Below are 19,605 nucleotides of genomic sequence, written 5' to 3'. Positions count from 1 at the left end.
CGGTCGCGTTTCCAGTGGAAGATTGGTGGCGGAGGGGGAGAACTTGGACCACGACGCACTTCTTTCATTTTTAGACACTCGAACACGGGACATGCCGGCTTGGTAGCTTTCCCACGCTAAGTTGCCTCACGACAATTTGTTAAATCGGCCCCGCGAGGATCCTTTTGTTCAATATTGCCGTTTGAAATCTGTGTAGGAAACTTTGAAGCGCAGCATCTCGTCGGGACGGCTATACAGTTCCCAGCCAGGATGATCGAGACACATGTGAGTGAAGCGTTGACGGTCAGTGAGAGAATTGCGGCGTGTTTTGGGATTAATGCCGTAAGGACGCTGGTAATCAGGCCTCTTTGCGAAGCCAAGCTCGCTGTCGTCCATCTCGAGCACTCCTATGACAATGGCGAACATACAATCTTCCTGCCAGCTGATGACGCTTTTCTGGTCATGCTCTATCTCGTTGACGTTGATCATTGCGACATCCTGCCGGACGGAGCACGGACGCCCCTGAAGACCTATTCCAGAGGTTCTATGTGTCTCATCAGTCTGAGGAATGGCGCCGCAATTTCGGTTCGTGGCCGCTTCGAAGCACTCGCGTTTCATATCCCAAGCGCGCTTTTTATCGAGCTCGCTGAGGAAGCAGGCGAGCCGCGTATTGATGACCTCACGACCTGCCGCGGGATTAACGATCAGGTGGTCCGCAACATCGGCGGTGCGCTGATGCCGATGTTCGACATGCCGGACGAGGTCAGAGACACACTGCTTCCTCATATCGGATTGGCGTTAAGTGCCCATCTTGCGCATCGTTACGGACGGTCCCCCATCCAGCACCTGTCGGGCACCGGTCAGCTGTCTCCGCTGCAGGAAAAGCGCATTAAGGCGTACATAGCTGCGAACCTATCGGGCGGCACACCGGTCGATGAGATCGCCGAAGCGTGCGGGTTTTCAGTCGATGAGCTCTGTTCCGGATTTTTGAGCACGACCGGGCAGTCTGTTTCGGACTGGATTGCGTCATATCGAATGAGCAGAGCCCAATCGCAACTGAGCAGAACCGGTGAAACTATTGCTCGGATCGCTGCAGAGTGCGGGTTTCCGGACGAAAATGAATTCGTCGCAGCCTTCATGAAGGCCGCCGGAGTGCCTCCTGCGGACTGGCGCTTGCGTAATCGACACTAACAAAAAAGCCGTCAAGCAGCGCCGCGGGGCTTTGAGCTCAGCTTCGGAACAGAACGCTCAGGACTGTCCTGAGTGACAGCCAGCTTCGTCGGGTTTGTTCGGCCGGATCCGGGTGCGGCGAAGACAGCCACACCCGGACGATCCAATCAAGCTTGGATAAATGCCAAGAGGTCGGCGTTCAGGACGTCAGCGTGGGTTGTCAGCATGCCGTGCGGATAACCCTTGTAGACTTTCAGTGTGCCGTTCTGGACCAGTTTCACGGACAGCCTGCCCGCGTTGTCGATGGGCACGACCTGGTCGTCGTCGCCGTGCATAACGAGCGTCGGAACAATGATTGCCTTCAGGTCTTCCGTCTGATCGGTCTCGGAAAAGGCCTTGATCCCATCGTAATGGGCCTTGGCACTGCCCATCATGCCCTGCCGCCACCAATTCTGGATAACGCCCGGATAGACCTTGGCGTCAGGGCGGTTGAAACCATAGAACGGACCAGTGGGAAAATCGACGAAGAGCTGCGCGCGGTTCTCAGCCACCCCCTGGCGGATTCCATCGAACACTTCCATCGGCAAGCCGCCCGGATTTGTCTCGGTCTTGAGCATGAGCGGCGGAACGGCTGAAACCAGAACGGCCTTGGCGACGCGGCCGGCCGGCTGGCCGTATTTTGCCACATAGCGAGCAACTTCCCCGCCGCCGGTTGAATGGCCGATATGAACGGCGTTCTTCAGGTCGAGCGCTTCGGCCACGGCGAAGGCATCGGCGGCATAGTGGTCCATGTCGTGACCTTCAGAAACCTGTGCCGAACGACCGTGACCACGACGGTCGTGGGCGACGACGCGGAAGCCCTTTGCCAGGAAGAACAGCATCTGCGCATCCCAATCGTCCGAGGAGAGCGGCCAGCCATGGTGAAAGACGATCGGCTGGGCATCCTTCGGACCCCAATCCTTGTAGAAGATTTCGACGCCGTCCTTGGTGGTGATGTAGCCCATTGTATTATCTCCTTTGGCTGAGGTGGTGGTCGAAGCAGCGTTGGCCGCCAGGCCAAACGATGCGGGAAGTACCATGGCGGCTGCGGCGGCAGCTCCGGAAAGCAATGCGCTGCGGCGGGTGATGGAGGGGAAGTTCTCGGTCATTTTCGCGTACCGTGATCCTTTAACGGCTATGATTCGAGGGTAGTGGAGGATGCCGCTCTCCCGCGTTGCTAGGCCGCCCCCGGCCGGTTGATTGTCAGGAAATGCCGTACGACCGGCTTGTCCGTTCCTGAGTGATAGGCGAGGACCTGGCCTTGTAGGTCAGCATCGGCATTTGAAACCCGCTTGTGCTGGCGAAGATGCTCGGCCCAGGATTCGACCATGAACCATTCGACAATCTTTTGCGGATCGGCGGAGTCTTCCGTCACCCCCCATCCGTAGGCGCCGTCCCGCCGCCGCTCGTGGGACATGTCATCCAGCGCATGCAGGAAGGCTGTGCGATGATGTTTTTCGACGTGGTATTCTATGATGATCAGAACAGGTCCACGGTCATGGGCGACAGGCTCGGCGACCAAGGGTTCTGGCCAGTGGTTGGACGGCACCATATCCGCGTCGCCTGCCGGCAGCTTTAAGCGATGCATGATGAAGCCCGCAACGAGCAGTCCCACCGCGCCGATCAGCAGCGCCCCCGGCACCCCGGCAGCTTCACCAACGGCGCCCCAGCCAAGGCTACCTGCCGTCATCGCGCCATTGAAGACGGTGAGATAGACCGCCAGGCCGCGACCGCGGACCCAGTTCGGAAGCACGGCCTGCGCTGCGCCATTCAGTGTGGTCAGGGCCGTGATCCAAGCGCCTCCGAGAAAGAGCAGAACAATGATGGCGACCCATTTCGGCGGCGCGAGCGACAAAGCGCCCATGACGAGTGCTGTGATAATAGCGGCACCAAGAAGCAGGCCATCGGCATTAAAGCGTTCGCGCAGTTTAGGCATGAGCAATGCGCCGCCGATCGCGCCGGCGCCGACGGCGCCAAGCAGGATACCGTAGAAGCCTGCGTCACCGCCGAGCAATTGTCGGGCGACGAGCGGCAGGAGTGCCCAGATGGCACTGGCGAAGGCAAAGAAGATCGCCGCGCGCAAAAGCACGACATGCAAGGGCTTGCTGGCGCGGGTGTAGCGCAGGCCTGCACGGAACGCGCCGAAGAAGCCTTCAGCCAGCGCATCATTGGCGTTCTTTGCCCGGGGCCACCAGACGAGCGCCGCGATGACGACGAGATAGCTCGCAACATCCGCGCCATAGGTGACGCCCGCGCCGAAGGCAGCAAGGAGTAGGCCGCCGGCAGCTGGCCCGATCGAACGGGCGATATTGATGCCGAGCGAGTTGAGCGCGACGGCGCTCTTGACGTCCTCTCTTTTCACCAGTTCCGGCACGATCGCCTGCCAGGTCGGCCCCATTAACGCGGCGCCGATGCCGCCAAGAAACGTCAGGCCGATCAGCGCACTGACCGAAAGCATGCCGGTATTTGCCAGGATCATGAGGCTTACGCTGACTGACGCGAGCAAGATCTGCACGGCGATCAGGAACTTGCGACGATCGAGAATATCGGTGAGCACGCCCGCAGGTATTGCCAGGAGGAAGATCGGCAGGGTTCCCGCCGCCTGTACCAGCGCGACTGCGGCCGGCGAGGCCGATAGATCGGTCATGAGCCAGGAACTGGCGACATCGCGCATAAAGCTGCCGGTATTTCCGAGGACGGTTGCAGCCCAAAGAACTGCGAAGACTGGCTGGGCAAGGGGAGCAAAGCTGCCCCCGGAGGATTTGGTAGTGCTCATTTGCCAGCTCCCTTGGTCAGATCACTTGCGGCGACAATAATGAAAGCGCCAGCGAGCCCGAGATGCTCGAAGAAGGCGTTGGTTGCCATCATGCGGTCCATGCCTGGGGACAGCTCCCAGAAACGAAGGGCGATTAGGGTGGCAAAGAGCGTGAACCCGGCGAGCGCCAGCGCTCCGGCCCAGCGAAGGATCCCCGACACCACCATGGCCGAGGCCGCCAGTTCGAACACGATCACGGCGACCCCGAAGAAGGCAGCCGGATGAAGACCGAAATGCTCCATCTCGCCGATCGCACTCTGGAAATCGAAAAGCTTGGTCAGCGGCCCCTGGATATAGGCCGCGCACAGGGCAAGGAGCGCAAAGGTTCGGGTTACGGGTGCGGCAACGACCCCGGCAATACGCGGGCGCCAGCTGTTGGAAGAGAGGGAGTGATCAGTCATGTCGGCTCCTGCAATGTTGGCCGCTTCGTCCATGCGGCGGCGTTGTTTCCATCAGATGGAGCGATATTGGCCGCAAAGATTGCCGCCAACAATTGCATCAAAAATTTAGATTCTCTTGCGATATTCGCAACAATGTTCCGTGGGCAGCAATCTGAACGCTGCCCATCGATTATGTTGAAAAGTCACACAGCCCAGCAGGCGCAGCCGAGTGCGCCGAAGAAACCCTTGAGATCGGCGATCGGCAGTTTCGACGTCCAGGCACCGGCGTGGTCGTGGCCGTGGACGTTGCAGGAACTGGCGCAGCCGCAGGAGAAGATCGCGGTCCGGCGCAGGGAATTCATGCCGGCACCCTGCGGTTCACCCCAGGCCGCATAGCCGCCGAACGTGCGAACGGGTGACCAATCCGGCATGGCAGGCGGGACGTTGTTTTCGTCGAGCGCCGAGAAGTCGCCTGCACCGTAGACGATCTTGCCGCCAACCATGGTCAACTGCGAGGTGAGGTACGAGATCTCGTCTTCGGCGCAGGTGAAGAAGTCCTTGTCCGGCACGACGACGTCGGCGAACTGGCCCTTTTCGATCCGACCCTTCTTGCCTTCCTCGTTGGAGAACCAGGTGACCTTCTCCGTCCACATGCGCAGCGCCACCTCGCGGTCGAGGCAGTTGGCGCGCGGATAGAGCTGCATGCCGCCGACCGTCTTCCCGGTCACCATCCAGGCAAGGGAAACCCATGGATTGTAGGAGGCGACACGCGTCGCGTCGGTCCCTGCCGAGACGTTGACGCCCTTCTCAAGCATGCGCTTGATCGGCGGCGTGGCCTCGGCGATGCCATGACCATAGCGCTCGACGAAATATTCGCCCTGATAGGCCATGCGGTGCTGGGTAGCGATGCCGCCGCCGAGCGCCGCGATCCGGTCGATCGAACGATCCGAGATCGTCTCGGCATGGTCGAAGAACCAGTTGAGACCTTCGAGCGGGATGTCCTTATTGACCTTCTCGAAAACGTCGAGCGAACGGGAGATGGTCTCGTCATAGGTGGCATGCATGCGCCAGGGCCAACGGTTTTCAGCGAGCACGCGAACCACTTCCTCGAGCTCGCCTTCCATTTCCGGCGCCATTTCGGGCCGCGGTTGGCGGAAATCCTCGAAGTCGGCGGCGGAGAAGACGAGCATTTCGCCAGCGCCGTTGTGACGGAAGTAATCATTACCCTGCTTGTATTTCACCGACTGCGTCCAGTTGAGGAAGTCCTGCTTCTCTTCCCTCGGCTTCTGGGTGAACAGATTGTAGGCGAGGCGTACCGTCAGCTGGTCCTCATCCGAAAGCTTCTGGATGACCGCGTAATCGTCCGGGTAGTTCTGGAAACCGCCGCCCGCATCGATCACGCCGGTAATGCCCAGCCGGTTGAGTTCGCGCATGAAATGGCGGGTGGAATTGACCTGGTATTCGAACGGAAGTTTCGGTCCCTTGGAAAGGGTCGAATAGAGAATGCCCGCATTCGGTTTGGCGAGCAGAAGGCCCGTCGGATTGCCGTTGGCATCGCGGGTGATCTCGCCGCCCGGCGGGTTCGGTGTGTCTCTGGTATAGCCGACGGCGCGGAGTGCTGCGCCGTTCAAGAGCGCCCGGTCATAGAGATGGAGCAGAAAGACCGGGGTATCGGGCGCGATCGCGTTGATCTCGTCGATCGTCGGCAGGCGCTTCTCGGCAAACTGATGCTCGGTGAAACCACCGACTACGCGAACCCATTGCGGAGCCGGCGTGATCGCGACCTGCCGCTTCAGCATGTCCATCGCGTCGGCGAGTGAGCGAACGCCATCCCAGCGGAGTTCCATGTTGAAGTTGAGGCCGCCGCGCACGACGTGGGTGTGGTTGTCGATCAGACCCGGCAGCATGCGCTTGCCTTTCAGGTCGATGATCTTCGTATCCGGTCCGGCGAGCGTCATCACCTCGCTGTCGGTTCCCACCTCGAGGAACAGGCCGTCTTTCACGGCGACAGCGGTGGCGTTCGGATTTGCGCGATCAAGCGTCGTGATCAGTCCGTTGTGAAAAACGATATCGGCGTGCATGGAAGCAGCTCCGGTCTTGATGGGATCGGCGGCATTGGCCGGTGTAAACAGATTTGAAAAGGCGAGGCTTGATGCTGCGCCCAGGAATTTGCGCCGTGTCGTCATCAGCTTTTCCCCAATGTCAGATCGTCGCCTGTGGAGATCGCCTTCGCTACATTAAGCCCACCCTTCGGAAGGTGACCAAACATGTGCGGCTTGACCTGATGAAGCCAGGAAACGGCAGCGGGCTCGCGGCTCCAGAGATTTTTTGCCAGCGGCACGATCTGTTCGCCGACGAGAATACCTAGCAAGCCGATGAGAGCGATGACGGGCGGAGCCGGGGAGCGGACGTTGAGTAGTCCGTAGATGACGCCGACGAGAAGGCCGACTGCCAGCGATAGAAGGTAAATTTTCATCCGGGCGTTCCTTTTCCAAAAAGATCGCCCCGCCAAGTGGATCAGGGCGGGGCTGTTTCAGATCAGATAGAGGCCGGGTTCGGGCCGATCCGCTTGCCGTGCTTGACGCGTTCGGCGCCGCCGTGGACATGCGTAACAGCATAATCGATGCCCATGCCGTAGGCGCCGGAGTGCTCCTTCACTAGCGACGTGACCGCGTCGTAGGTTTCCTTGCGGGCCCAGTCGCGCTGCCATTCCAGGAGGACCTGCTGCCAGGTGACGGGAACGACACCCGCCTGCACCATGCGGTCCATCGCATATTTGTGCGCATCGACGGAGGTACCGCCGGAAGCATCGGCGACCATGTAGATTTCGTAGTCGGTGTCGTTCATGCAGGAGAGCGCGAAGGTCGTGTTGCAAACTTCGGTCCACAGGCCGGCGACGACGACCTTCTTGCGGCCGTCTGCGGCATGCTTGGCCAGCGCGTCGCGGACGTTCTGGTCGTCCCAGGAATTCATCGACGTGCGCTCGAGGATATCATTGTCGGGGACGACGGCGAGCAGCTCCGGGAAGGTATTGCCCGAGAAACTGTCGGTCTCGACGGTGGTGATCGTGGTCGGGATGTTGAAGACCCTGGCCGCCTTGGCAAGACCGACGACGTTGTTCTTCAAGACCTGGCGGTCGATCGACTGAACACCGAAGGCCATCTGCGGCTGCTGGTCGATGAAGATGATCTGGCTGTTCTGCGGGGTGAGAACCTGAAGCTTGCTGGACATCTCGTGTCTTCCTTAGATTGGGTTGCAGGTAGGTAATGGGGCAGGGAGGGCGGCACGTCTTGAAAGTTATGCCGCCTTATTGTTGGAAAGCGACGTCAGGCAGCCAGCGGTGCCAGGCCGGCTTCGATCTGGTCACGATAGGGCTCGTAGCGAGCCGGCAGTTTCAAAACCTCGCCAAGGTGTGCCGTGTCTTCGTCGCGGTCGAAACCGGGTTCGTTCGTGGCGATTTCGAACAGGACTCCGCCGGGTGTGCGGAAGTAGATAGCCCAGAAGTAATCACGGTCGATGACTGGTGTCACCTGGTATCCCGTATCCATCAGGGCCTTGCGGACTTCGAGCTGCTTTGCGCGGTTCTCGACGGCGAAAGCGATATGATGCACCGAACCCGCGCCCTGCCTTGCGAAAGGCGTTTTCGGAAGAAGCTCGAGGTCGATCGTATCGGCACCATTACCGCCGGGAATGATGAAGCGGGTGACATCGCCATCCGTCTCGGCGCGCTGGTAGCCCATGAAACCGAGCAGTTCGGACGTAGCAGCGGTATCATGCAGGCGAAACTTCGCGCCGGTAAAACCGCGGATACCGACGCTTTCGTCGATGCCGGCACCGCTCCAGGCCCTGCGGCCATCGTCTTCCGCTTCGATCAAAGCAAACCCCTCACCGTCCGGCCCCTTGAACAGTAGGCGGTCGGCACCGAAGGCAGTGTCGGCCTGCAGGTTGCCGACTCCCTTTGCCGACAGGCGATCCTGCCAGAAGGAGAGCGAGCCCTTGGGAATAGCGAACTGGGTTTCGCTGACTTCGCCGACGCCGGGACGGCCGCGCATCACGTCGGGAAAAGGAAAGTAGGTCATGACGGAGCCGGGAGTGCCTGCTTCATCACCGTAGTAGAGGTGGTAGACGTTGGGGTCGTCGAAATTCACGGTCTTCTTGACGCGGCGCAGGCCAAGCGTGTCCGTGAAGAACGCGTTGTTCTGGCGGGCATCCGATGCCATCGACGTGATGTGATGCAGTCCCTTGATATCCTTGATCATGATGTTTCGCCCTTCCGCGACTGGGTTGGTTTGTCTGGTGTGATTGAAACCTACGCCCGTTGATCATCGGTCGGAATTGCAATAATAATTGTCAATGAATTGCGATGGATGTAATAATCGATGAACGACTACAAGCTGCTTCGAACCTTTCTGCTGGCCGCCGAAAAGCGGAACTTCGCGCAGGTTGCGCGCGAACTCGACATGACCCCGGCAGCCGTCACCCGGGCGATCGCCGCCCTGGAAGAAGACCTTGGCGTGCAACTCTTCGTGCGGACCACGCGCCAGGTGTCGCTGACCACCGACGGCGCGATCTTCGCGGCCCAGATCCAGCCGGCGGTGCAGGCACTGGACAATGCGCGCAAGGACGTGATGAATACCCACAAGGCGGATCATGGCCGCCTGCGGATCAGCGCGCCGACCTGGTTCGGCCAGCAGGCCTTGCCGCCCATCCTGTCGGCCTTTAAGGAACGCTACCCGAAGATCAGCTTCGAGATCTCGCTCGCGGATGGGCTCGTGAACATTATTGACGACGACTATGATCTGGCGATCCGCATTTCCGCGGCACCCTCGGACAAGTTCACGATCTGGCGCAAGATCAGCGTCGTGCGCCGTATCCTCGTCGCAGCGCCGGGCAGCCGGTTTTTCGACATGAAACATCCGAACGAGCTCATTCCCGACGATTGCCTGGCCTATAGCGGTGACAGCAAGCGGGAGACCTGGACGCTGTCGGACGGCAGTGGTAGCGCCACGATTTCTGCGGGCCGGGCATTCAGCGCCAATAGCGGAGAGGTGCTGGCGAGCATGGCGGCCGACGGCGTCGGGGTCGCCATGCTGCCCAAGTTCCATGTGGCCGAGCATCTGCGGACCGGACGGCTGGTCCACGTCCTGCGGGACTGGGCGCCGCCAGACTTATGGTTGACCCTGTACTACCCCCCGTATCAGGTGCTGCCGCCCCGTATCGCCTCGTTCTCGAAGTTCTTTGAACAGCAGGTCCCGGCGTTCATGGCCGTAATGGAGTGAGTTGCGGTCGCGACGCCAAGGTGACAAGGCGGGGAAGCTTTTAGTGAGGACCCCGCCCCCAAACGGGCTTATCCGCCTGAAAAATCACCTCTTTGTACTAAATCGCCGGTTCAGGTCCTTCAAGGCGAATAGCTTTACCGGTAAGCGCGGCTGATAGTAAAAACCGACCATTAGGGCATCGAGAATGTCGATGATCTCTACCTCTTCATAACCGCGCCCATGACATTATTCAGCCGCTAAGACACTCCCCTTCAGACATGCGCTCACACCTGGACCGCACAATCCCAGTCGATGCGGCTGTCAGGCAACGTAGGCGACCACCTGCCCCTTTCAATTGCAGATTTCTCCGTAATGGTGCCATCTGAGGAGTTTCCTGTTGAATCCTATCCGCAACCTACAGTTCTGCACACTCGTCATCAGCGATTTTGCGCAGGAGGTACAACAGAGCAATGCGTTCTGCCGGATTGAGGCGTGAAACAGTCTCTTCGCTGATGAGATGTGCCCGGGGATACATCTCCTCGAGCAGGGCCTCGCCCTTGGGCAGCAGCGAGATCACCACCTTGCGGCCGTCGGCCTCGTCCTTGGAAAGATCGATCAGTCCGCGGGCCTTCAGCCGCTCGACAATGCCACGGATGGTCGCCTGGTCGACGGAGGTCGCCTTGACGAGTTCGACCTGCGAACTCGGACCAAGGTCATGCAGCGCGCACAGCGTCACGAACTGCACCGATGTCAGGTCTGGATCGCTGGCATTGGTCTGGAAAATCGACAGATGACGCTGATAGGCTTTGCGCAGCAGATGTCCAACTTGCTCCGTGACATGATAGCCATTCTGAGGCGCAAGCGCTTCGGGCAACTGTTCGGTGTCTTTTGCGGTCATCGTCGGAGCGGCCCATCGGTTCGGCGTCTTTGGCGGGAATGCAGGAAACACCACAGCAGGTTGCGCCGGTCAAGGCGTGTCGAGCCGCATCCGCTCCGCGCGATTTCACGCGGAGCGGCTTGGTAATCTCAGTTATTTGAAGTTGTGCTTCATTTCCTTGACGGCGATGTCGCCATCAAGAACCATCGGTTCATCGTCGAGGAACAGCGAGCAACCGCGCATCGGCATATCCAGATGGCAGGCGGTATCGTTCGGGCCGCCGAGCTCGTTGTTGGGGCCAGTGGAGAACATCACGTTGCCGTAGAAGGAGCGTGCCTCCATGCCCATGCCGCCCGGGAATTCGCCGGGCACCATTCGATGCCACTTGGCGTTCTGATTAAGGCCCCAGCCGACATGGCTCATGCCCATGCCACGCGGGTCGTTGAAACCCGCCATGTAGGATTTGACCAGCTCGGAATCGAGGCCACCGCGGATATCGGTGACCCAACCGTTTTCGATCGTATAGATGATCGGGTCGCGCACGTAGATGTTCTGCGGCAGCAGGATATCGCCGGGAGCAACGACGATTGTACCATCAACGCCGTCGTCATCACCACCGGTGAATACAAAGCCCGACGGCCAGTGATCCCAGCGGCCAGGCTCGTCCGTGCACGCATATTCCGTGACGGTGGGATAGGTATTGAGCTTGTAGGTGACATCTGTGCCATGCGCAGAGGTGATCCGCATCACCTTCGCTTTGGACAGCAGGTCTCCGGCAAATTCGACGCGCTCGCGCAGTTCCTTTGTCGGCAGCATGCGCGCGAGAATCTCCGGCGGTTCGACGGCAGTCAGGATGCGCGTGCCGGCCGCCTGGATCGCCATCTGTTCCGGGCTGAAGAGCAGGAAGATGCAATCGATCAGCATGTCGGCGGCCTTCAGGGCCTCTACCGCTTCCGGCATGGCGGCGAGGCCTGTCTGGCCGACCGCCCACGCACCTGCCGGCGGCACCGGCGGCAAACGCATGTGATACATCTTGGCGCCAAGACGCATGCCCGCCGCCATGAAGGCGTCGGCGTAATCGAGGCGCTCGTTGCCCTGGGTAAGGACAATGAGTTTTTCGCCCTCGTGGACGCCCGACATCTTCAACTGATGCAGGCAGATTTCCGTGAAGCTGAATTGATCCATGCTCGTTCCCTTATCTTTGCTTGAAGGCTTGGGTGTTTCGTCCAGTTACGGACAGTCGGACTTGACCTTGGCGATTTCGGCGATCGCCTCCTCCCTCGAAACGACATCGCCATATTTGCTGTCGATATCGAAGAGGTTGGCATTGTGCGGATCCGGGTGCCGGTCTCCGACGCATTCGCGCACGACGATGCCACGGAATCCATGCTGGACCGCGTCGACGGCGGTGGCGCGGATACAGCCGCTGGTCGAGCAGCCGGCCATGATCACGGTGTCGATGCCCTGCGCATGCAGCTGCGAGGCAAGGCTGGTGCCGAAGAAAGCGCTGGCATACTGCTTGACGATAACGAGCTCGCCATTGGCAGGCTCGACGCCGCCGCAGAACTCGGCCAGCACATTGCCTTCGACCATTCCCTTCATGACGGGCGATTTCTTCACCCACATGCCGCCGTCAGCGCAGTTTTCCGCAAGATAGAGGATGCGCGTATGGATGACCGGGATGCCGGCGTCGCGGGCGGCCTGGATGAGCGCCGGCGTCTGCGCGACCGCGTCAACCACGCCCGGGGCGTAGAGAGGCGCGCCCTCGGTGGTGTACCCCTTCAGGAAATCGATGACGAGCAGGGCAGGGCGCTGGCCGAAGCCGATGCGGTTACCCCAGACGCCTTGATAATTGCTTTCTGCGCTCTGCATGATTGGTCTCTCTTCAGTATGCGCCGGACAGAAGTGCGCCGGCGCCCGGCACGACTGCTTCCAGACCGAGCTTCTTGAGCATACAGTAAGTTGTCGCCACAGCGGCGGTCAGAACCGGCTTCCCGGTCATGGCCTCGACCTTGGCAATCACCGGCAGCGACGGCATCTGCACGCAGGCCGACAGCACGATGACATCGACGTTCGACAGATCGAGTGTCTGGACAATGGCCGGGAGATTTTCTGGATCGTGGCGGGCGACATCGAGATTGTCGGGAATTTCAAGGGCCTGCCAATCCATGACCTCGAAACCCTCTTCCCGGATGTAATTCACCACGAGTTCGGTCAACGGTTTCATATAGGGTGCGACGACGGCGATCTTGTTTGCCTTCATCACCTTCAGGCCCTCGATCAACGCACCGGCACTGGTAACGACGGGAATGTTCGCGTTGTTTTCCTGAGTGCGACCCGTTAGACGCTTCTCCGACTGGCGGTGATAGCCGAGGCCCATCGCCATGATGGCAACAAGGCAAGCATATCCCAGAACATCGACGCGGGCGTCGGAAAGCTCGACGGCGCACCGGTCGGATTCGGCGTCCATCGCGGCCAGTTCTTCCTTGACCACTTTCTTCATCCGCATGCGGCTGGAGTGGAAGGTGAAGCGCTCGGGGCGGATGGACTGGCGCGCCGTCAACATGGCGGGAATTTCGGTCTCCATCGTTGTGTTGGAGCTCGGAACGATCTGGCCGATACGGTAATATTTCTGCACGGGTGGAATCCTCTGCGTTGCAAAAGCGGGTGCCAAACAAACGGCGGCGGATCGTCGACCCGTCGCCGTTTCAATAACGGGAGAGAAAATCTCCAAGCGCGGCAAAGAAACCGTCGAAATCATCCCATGGGATCATGTGCCCGGCATTGGGCACGCGCACGATTTCCACCGCTGGATAAAGTGCCTGGATTTCGTCCTCATCCACCGGCTCGATTACGCCTCCGCGACCGGCGACCATAAGCATGGCTGGCTGGTTGAGCTTCGGGAGATCGGAGAAGATGTCGTCCTTGTGGAAGTCCTCGAAGGCGGTGACGATGGCGGGCTCGTAGCAGGTGTGCAGCCATTCGGCGCGCAGCTTCAGCTGTTCGTCGGTCCATGTCGGGCAAAACGCCTTCATGTCTTCCGCATCGATGCCCTTCAGCGCCAGGCGGATGCTGTCGACATACCAGGGCAGCTTGCTCGGGTAGGCGCGACGTCCGGGGCCAGACACAGGCGGATCGATCAGCGCAAGCCGCGAGAACGCCCTAGGTGCCGAAACGGCGGCGCGGATTGCAATGCGTGCACCCATCGAGTGGCCAAGCAGTGCCGGAGCGGAAAGTCCGAGCGCTGAGGCGAAGCCGACGACGTCAGCTGCCATCGTGTCGAGCCCGTATTCGAGATTTGGACCGGTCGAAGACAGCCCCCGGCCGCGCACGTCGATCACGTAGACGTCGTAGCGTTCGGCGAGCCGCTCGGCGACAAATCCCCAGGTGATCGCCGGGCTGGTTATGCCGGGGATCAGGATGACGGCAGGGCCGTTTCCGCCGTAGCGCAGATAGTGTTGCCGAATGCCGTTGGCGAAGACGTTTGCCCCGTACAACGCACCGCCGCTCATGCTGCGGTCTCGCTCTTCAGCGGCTCGGCATAGATGTCGTAGCCATAGACCCACGCGGGATCCTCCTGCTTGAGCAGGAAGGTGTTGGCGTTCGAAACGCTCTGGACACGCGTCGCGCGGTCGCGGCGGTTAGTCTCATACAGTCCGAAAGCGGTGCGGAAATCGTTGATGCCGGTTTCCTGCAGGCAGCGGGTCAGCATGGCGGCGTCTTCGATAGCCATCGCGGCACCCTGCGCCATGTGCGGCTTCATCGGATGGCAGGCATCGCCGAGCAGCACTAGGCGGCCCTTGCTCCAAAGCGGGAGCGGGTTGCGGTTGAACAGCGGCCATTTCGTCACCCCATCGGTGCTTTCGATCAGCGCCTGGATGATCGGATGATAGCCCTCGAACGCCGCCGCCATCTCGTCGCGGCTGCTGTCGACGAAGGCCGAATCGAATTCCCAGGCCGGATGCGGAACGCCGGTGACATAGTAATATTCGTCGCGGCTGGCCGTCGTGTAGTAGACCATCATGTGACGGTCCGGACCCCACCACTTGACGCAATCCTCGAAGGTCAGGTCGTATTTCTTCAGCTTGTCGGACGAGATCAGGGCGCGATGGCCGACCCAGCCGCTGTAATTCGGCTTTTCTTCGCCGAGCAGCGTTTCGCGAACGCGCGAATTGATGCCGTCGGCGCCGATCACGATATCGGCGCGCACCGAGGTTCCATCTTCGAATTCGATCAGCACATCGGTGCCGCTGTCGTCGAGGCGAGCCAGCTTCTTGCCGAAATGCAAGGTGCCCGGCTGCAGCGCATCGCACTGAATGGCCTGCAGGTCGCCGCGGTGAACAGTGCAATAGGTCTGGCCGTAGCCCTCGAGCGGAACCCGCGCGGTATATTCGCCGGTAATGCCGTCGCGGCTAAACCAATGGCTCGGCGTGCTGCTGATGCTGATGACCTTCTTGTCGACGCCGATGCGTTCGAAAATCTTCAGGACGTTCGGCCCCATATGGATGCCGGCGCCCAGGCGCGAGAAGCTCGGCGCTTGTTCATAGACGTTGACGTCAAAACCCGCGTGCTGGAGTAGCGCACCCGCGACGGCGCCACCGAGGCCGGCGCCGATAATCGCGATCTTTTCTTTTCCGTTAGACATAGCGACCCTTCCTAGCTGTCTTTCGACGCATTGTTCCCACGATTGGAGGCTTCGCAAAATTCTAGCGCATACGCTCTAAATAGCAATAGCGAGGCTTTGATTTTCATCAAAATTGCGCGGCAATTCGCCCGGCAATTGAATATTCTAGCAAAATCGCAACGGCGAAATCCGACTTGTCATTCGTCACTATAAAGCGTATACGCTTCTTAATAAAATAAAAGGGGCAATAGATGCGAAGAGTCGGTGACTGTCGCATCGTTATGGTTTGTGGGCGTCCGCGCGATGTCTGCTGCGTAGCGGTTCGGCCGATGGAAAAAGGCGTGGTCTGTGTTTGGTTCTCCGGTGCGGAGGGCCTGCTTTGACACTGCCAGTTTGCTTCAGTTTGAATGTGAACGACGCCGTCGAGAGCGTCGAAGCAAGCCCGGAAACACCACTTCTTTATATCCTCAGAAACGACCTCTCCCTGAATGGTCCGAAATACGGTTGCGGGCTCGGCGAATGCGGTGCCTGCGCTGTACTTGTCGATGGTCGCGCCGTTCGCTCGTGCACGGTGCCGCTCGGTGCGGTCGGCAAGCGCCGTGTCACCACGCTCGAGGGTCTCGGCACGCCCGAGCATCTGCATCCGGTCCAGGCGGCCTTTATCGACGAGGCCGCTGCTCAATGCGGATATTGCCTGAACGGCATGATCATCGCCACCGCAGCCCTGCTCAATCGCAACACCGATCCCGACGAGGACACGATTCGCGAGGCGCTGCGCCATCACCTCTGCCGTTGCGGAACGCATATGGAAATACTCGCCGCGGCCAGGCGGGCCGTCGCCTATGCCAAGGTCGAGCGAGCGCGCCGATCCATGCCGGACGGTGTCTCGCCAAAAGCCGCGAAGGAGGTCTCCCCGTGACCGACCACCGCCAAATGCCGAAATCGGCCTATATGTCGGCCGCCGACACGCTGCTGATCGTCAACGATGCACTGCTCGGCGATGCGGCCGAACTCTATATCGCGGTGGGCGCCGATAGCCGAGTGACCGCGTTCAACGGCCACGTCGATCTCGGGACAGGCATCCGAACTTCCCTGGCGCAAATCGTCGCCGAGGAACTCAGCGTGCCGTTCGAGCATGTGGACATGGTGCTTGGCACCACCTCCGCCGCACCCGACCAGGGCGCGACCATCGCCAGCGAAACGATCCAGATCACCGCGGTGCCGCTGCGGCAGGCCGCCGCCACCGCCCGCCATCATCTGCTGGCCAAGGCAGCCGAGAAGGTCGGCGTGCCGCTTGAGCGACTGAGGCTGGAAGACGGCATCATCCGTTCCGACGGTGGCGAGAACTGGCAACTGAGCTTCGGCGACATCGTCGCCGGCAGCCATGCCAGGCTGTCGACCGACAAGCATGCGGCCCTGAAACCGGCCTCAGACTACAAGCTGGTCGGTTCGTCGCGTCCGCGCGTCGATATTCCCGAGAAGGCGACGGGGCGCTGGACCTACGTGCATGATGTCCGCGTGCCGGGCATGCTGCATGGCCGCGTCGTGCGGCCGCCCTATGCCGGTTTCGATCACGGCGACCATGTCGGAAACAGCCTGATTTCGATCGACGAGGCATCGGTCGCGCATATTCGCGGGCTTGTCGGCGTCGTCGCCATCGGCGATTTCGTCGGCGTGGTCGCGACACGCGAGGAAATCGCCATCGAGGCGGCGAAGAGCCTGAAGGTCGTGTGGCGCGCGCCGCCCGAGTGGCCGGATCTCAACGCGCCGGAAAAGGCGCTGCGCGCCAATCCGTCGACCGCGCGCAAGCTTGCCGATCTCGGCAATGTCGATATGGCACTGGCCAGCAGCGCCCAGGCGATGAACCGCACCTATGTCTGGCCCTACCAGATGCACGGCTCGATTGGGCCGTCCTGCGCGGTGGCCGACTACAACGAAGGCGGGCTGACGGTCTGGTCGGGGACGCAGAACCCGTTCCCGATGCGGCGCGATCTGGCGCTGCTTCTCGACATACCGGAAGAGCTGATCCGGGTCGAGCGGCTGGAAGCCGCCGGCTGCTATGGCCGCAATTGCGCCGATGACGTCACTGCGGATGCCGCCCTGCTGTCGCGCGCCGTCAAGGCGCCTGTCCGTGTCCAGCTGACGCGCGAACAGGAGCATGCCTGGGAGCCGAAGGGCGCCGCCCAGATCATGGACGTGCGCGGCGGGCTCGATCTGGAGGGCGGTCCGTCCGCCTATGATTTCGAAACCCGCTACCCCTCCAATCTGGCGCCGACCCTTCCCTTGATCCTCACCGGCAAGGTGCCGCCAGTCTCCGACGTCATGCAGATGGGCGATCGCACGGCCATCCCGCCCTATGCCTACGGGAACCTCCGCGTCACCGTGCACGATATGCCGCCGATCGCGCGCGCCTCTTGGTTCCGCGGCGTGTCGGCGATGCCCAACACGTTTGCGCACGAATGCTATGTCGATGAACTGGCAGCCGCGGCCGGCGTCGATCCGGTCGAGTACAGGCTTCGCTACCTCCACGATCCGCGCGCGGTCGATCTAGTGCGTGCGCTGGCCGAACGGGCAAACTGGGTACCGCATACGACATGGGGCACGCTCGGCGGCGAGGGCGACCTGCTCTATGGGCGAGGGTTCGCCTATGCCGTCTACATCCATGGGCCGTTTCCGGGCAAAGCCGCCGCCTGGGCCGCCTGGGTCGCCGATGTCGCGGTCAATAAGAAGACTGGCGAGATCGCGGTCACCAAGGTGACGTGCGCGCAGGATTCCGGGATGATGATCAATCCGGATGGTGTCCGCCACCAGATCCACGGCAATATCATTCAATCCACCAGCCGGGTGCTGAAGGAAAAGGTCGAATTCTCGTCGACCGCCGTGCAGTCGAAGGAGTGGGGTGGCTATCCGCTGATCACCTTTCCCGAGGTGCCTGATATCGACGTGTTAATGGTGCCGCGGCAGGACGAACCGCCGCTCGGCGTCGGAGAGTCCGCCTCCGTTCCCAGCGCCTCGGCCATTGCCAACGCCGTCTACGACGCTACCGGTATTCGCTTCCGTGAGCTGCCGCTGACGCCGGAACTGGTGCTGGCCGCGCTGAACGGCAAGACGGACGAAACGCCGGCCGCCCCGCCCGTCAAGAAGCGGAACTGGTGGAACATCGGTCTGTCCGCCGTCGGTGCGGTCGCGGCTCTGTCCGGCATCGTCACGATGGCCTCGCCATGGCGCCCGGCGATCGGCACCATCCAGCGCCCGGACGCGAACGTCTACAGCGCCGCCACCATCGAGCGCGGCCGGCTGGCGGCTGCGGCCGGCGCCTGCAATGTCTGTCATGTCGGCAATGACGGCACACCCTTCGCCGGCGGACTGCGCTTCGACACGCCGTTCGGCGCCGTCTATGCCACCAACATCACCCCGGACGCGCAAAGCGGCATCGGCGCCTGGTCCTACCCGGCCTTCGAGCGCGCCATGCGCCAGGGCGTGAGCCGTGATGGCCATCACCTCTATCCCGCCCATCCCTACACCTCGTTCGCGGGCGCCGAGGATGCCGATCTTCAAGCGCTCTACGCCTACATGATGATGCAGGCGCCGGTCGCCGGAAAGACGCCGGAGACGAAGCTCAAATTTCCCTACAGCATCCGCGCGATGATGGCGGGCTGGAACGCGCTGTTCCTGAAAGCGGAGCCGTTCAAATATGTCGAGACCCGCGATGCGCAGTGGAACAGGGGCGCCTATCTCGTCGAGACCCTGGGGCACTGTTCGGCCTGCCACACGGACCGCAATTTGCTCGGCGCGGAGAAAAGCGGCAGCGCCCGGCTTTCCGGCGGCTTTGCCGACGGCTGGGAGGCGCCGGCCCTGAATGCGTTCGCCAAGGGCCCGGTCGGCTGGACGGCCGATGCCTTCTACGACTATCTGCGCACCGGACACTCGCGCGATCATAGCAGTGCCGCCGGCCCGATGGCGCATGTCGTCGAGGTGATGCAGCCGCTGCCGGATAACGATATCCGGGCCATGGCGACCTATCTCGCAAGCCTCAACGAGGGGCCCGCCGGGACCAAGGCACAGAGCGAGGCGGCCGTTGCCGCGAGTGAAGCGGCCAAGGCTTCCGCCGCGCGGATTTCGCCGAAGGGCGAGCGTATTTTCAATGGTGCCTGCGCTACTTGTCATACCGGCAATTCGATTTTGTCGTCGCTGGCCCTCAACAGCAATCTGCATGCCGCGACGCCCGATAATCTCATCCAGGCGATCCTGAACGGTGTCGAGGCGCCGGCGATCCTTGCGCAGACCACCGGCCGGGAAGCCCCCGAGGTGATGTCGATGCCCGCGTTCCGCCAGACACTGAACGAGAACCAGATCAAAGACCTCGCCGATTATCTGAGAGCGCGTTTCGCGCCCGACAAGCCGGCCTGGACGGAAACGACGAAAGCCATGCAACGGGTGACGGCAGCAAGCCACTAGGGAGC

Annotated in this window: 18 protein-coding genes; 4 read left to right on the top strand and 14 right to left on the bottom strand. The window is 61.1% G+C overall.

What is annotated here, in order from left to right; translation table 11 throughout:
* Window positions 1-168: 168 nt before the first annotated feature.
* Window positions 169-468, bottom strand: a complete 300-nt coding sequence (locus HX898_RS33340; protein ID WP_246697984.1) for a hypothetical protein — start codon at window positions 466-468, stop codon at window positions 169-171.
* Here HX898_RS33340 and HX898_RS24755 point away from each other — a divergent pair.
* The gene (locus tag HX898_RS24755) at window positions 442-1,170 is read left to right on the top strand and encodes an AraC family transcriptional regulator (RefSeq protein WP_246697983.1); all 729 of its coding nucleotides are present in this window, start codon (window positions 442-444) and stop codon (window positions 1,168-1,170) included. The two genes, HX898_RS33340 and HX898_RS24755, sit on opposite strands and share 27 nt — an antisense overlap.
* Before the next feature lie 146 nt (window positions 1,171-1,316).
* Here HX898_RS24755 and HX898_RS24750 read toward each other — a convergent pair whose 3' ends face one another.
* The 7 genes from HX898_RS24750 to HX898_RS24720 form a co-directional block, all read right to left on the bottom strand.
* Window positions 1,317-2,297 carry an alpha/beta hydrolase gene (locus HX898_RS24750; protein ID WP_180196038.1) on the bottom strand — a complete coding sequence of 327 codons (981 nt, stop codon included), beginning with the start codon at window positions 2,295-2,297 and terminating at the stop codon, window positions 1,317-1,319.
* A gap of 68 nt (window positions 2,298-2,365) precedes the next feature.
* On the bottom strand, window positions 2,366-3,964 hold the full coding sequence (locus HX898_RS24745; RefSeq protein ID WP_180196037.1) for an MFS transporter: 1,599 nt from the start codon (window positions 3,962-3,964) through the stop codon (window positions 2,366-2,368).
* A complete protein-coding gene (locus tag HX898_RS24740; RefSeq protein WP_180196121.1) occupies window positions 3,961-4,404 on the bottom strand; it encodes a DoxX family protein in 444 nt (147 codons plus the stop codon). The genes HX898_RS24745 and HX898_RS24740 overlap by 4 nt, the downstream gene beginning before the upstream one ends.
* 182 nt (window positions 4,405-4,586) lie before the next feature.
* On the bottom strand, window positions 4,587-6,569 hold the full coding sequence (locus HX898_RS24735) for an amidohydrolase (RefSeq protein WP_180196036.1): 1,983 nt from the start codon (window positions 6,567-6,569) through the stop codon (window positions 4,587-4,589).
* Window positions 6,569-6,859: a XapX domain-containing protein gene (locus HX898_RS24730; protein WP_180196035.1), complete on the bottom strand. Its 291-nt coding sequence runs from the start codon at window positions 6,857-6,859 to the stop codon at window positions 6,569-6,571. The genes HX898_RS24735 and HX898_RS24730 overlap by 1 nt, the downstream gene beginning before the upstream one ends.
* Before the next feature lie 62 nt (window positions 6,860-6,921).
* Window positions 6,922-7,614 carry a hydrolase gene (locus tag HX898_RS24725; protein ID WP_180196034.1) on the bottom strand — a complete coding sequence of 231 codons (693 nt, stop codon included), beginning with the start codon at window positions 7,612-7,614 and terminating at the stop codon, window positions 6,922-6,924.
* 95 nt (window positions 7,615-7,709) lie between these two features.
* Window positions 7,710-8,642, bottom strand: coding sequence for a VOC family protein (locus HX898_RS24720; protein ID WP_138331120.1), 933 nt, complete (start codon window positions 8,640-8,642; stop codon window positions 7,710-7,712).
* Between the two features lie 120 nt (window positions 8,643-8,762).
* Here HX898_RS24720 and HX898_RS24715 point away from each other — a divergent pair, with 120 nt between their 5' ends.
* Window positions 8,763-9,662 (top strand): LysR family transcriptional regulator, encoded by a 900-nt coding sequence (locus HX898_RS24715; RefSeq protein ID WP_138331121.1) that lies wholly within the window; start codon window positions 8,763-8,765, stop codon window positions 9,660-9,662.
* A 394-nt stretch (window positions 9,663-10,056) separates the two neighbouring features.
* Here the strand turns inward: HX898_RS24715 and HX898_RS24710 are convergent, their stop codons facing one another.
* From HX898_RS24710 to HX898_RS24685, 6 genes are all read right to left on the bottom strand, one after another.
* Window positions 10,057-10,539 (bottom strand): MarR family transcriptional regulator, encoded by a 483-nt coding sequence (locus HX898_RS24710; protein WP_180196033.1) that lies wholly within the window; start codon window positions 10,537-10,539, stop codon window positions 10,057-10,059.
* Window positions 10,540-10,671: 132 nt separating this feature from the next.
* Window positions 10,672-11,703 carry a leucyl aminopeptidase gene (locus HX898_RS24705; protein ID WP_180196032.1) on the bottom strand — a complete coding sequence of 344 codons (1,032 nt, stop codon included), beginning with the start codon at window positions 11,701-11,703 and terminating at the stop codon, window positions 10,672-10,674.
* Between the two features lie 45 nt (window positions 11,704-11,748).
* Entirely contained in the window at window positions 11,749-12,390 is a 642-nt protein-coding gene (locus HX898_RS24700) for an N-carbamoylsarcosine amidohydrolase (protein ID WP_180196031.1), read from the bottom strand.
* A gap of 13 nt (window positions 12,391-12,403) precedes the next feature.
* Complete coding sequence (locus HX898_RS24695; RefSeq protein ID WP_348649483.1) at window positions 12,404-13,156, bottom strand: Asp/Glu racemase; 753 nt, start codon at window positions 13,154-13,156, stop codon at window positions 12,404-12,406.
* 70 nt (window positions 13,157-13,226) lie between these two features.
* Window positions 13,227-14,030 carry an alpha/beta hydrolase gene (locus tag HX898_RS24690; protein ID WP_171598339.1) on the bottom strand — a complete coding sequence of 268 codons (804 nt, stop codon included), beginning with the start codon at window positions 14,028-14,030 and terminating at the stop codon, window positions 13,227-13,229.
* Window positions 14,027-15,163 (bottom strand): FAD-dependent monooxygenase, encoded by a 1,137-nt coding sequence (locus tag HX898_RS24685; RefSeq protein WP_138331127.1) that lies wholly within the window; start codon window positions 15,161-15,163, stop codon window positions 14,027-14,029. Before HX898_RS24685 ends, HX898_RS24690 begins: the two co-directional genes overlap by 4 nt.
* 358 nt (window positions 15,164-15,521) lie before the next feature.
* Here HX898_RS24685 and HX898_RS24680 point away from each other — a divergent pair, with 358 nt between their 5' ends.
* Together HX898_RS24680 and HX898_RS24675 are read left to right on the top strand one after the other, a co-directional pair.
* Window positions 15,522-16,061 (top strand): (2Fe-2S)-binding protein, encoded by a 540-nt coding sequence (locus tag HX898_RS24680; RefSeq protein WP_245456294.1) that lies wholly within the window; start codon window positions 15,522-15,524, stop codon window positions 16,059-16,061.
* Window positions 16,058-19,600 carry a molybdopterin cofactor-binding domain-containing protein gene (locus tag HX898_RS24675; RefSeq protein ID WP_180196030.1) on the top strand — a complete coding sequence of 1,181 codons (3,543 nt, stop codon included), beginning with the start codon at window positions 16,058-16,060 and terminating at the stop codon, window positions 19,598-19,600. Before HX898_RS24680 ends, HX898_RS24675 begins: the two co-directional genes overlap by 4 nt.
* Window positions 19,601-19,605 lie beyond the last annotated feature (5 nt).

This window comes from Rhizobium sp. WYCCWR 11128 (assembly GCF_013416305.1).
Classification (GTDB): Bacteria; Pseudomonadota; Alphaproteobacteria; order Rhizobiales; family Rhizobiaceae; genus Rhizobium; species Rhizobium indicum.
The sequence above is the reverse complement of the archived record's forward strand: the minus strand, read 5'-3'. Positions and strand labels throughout refer to the sequence as shown.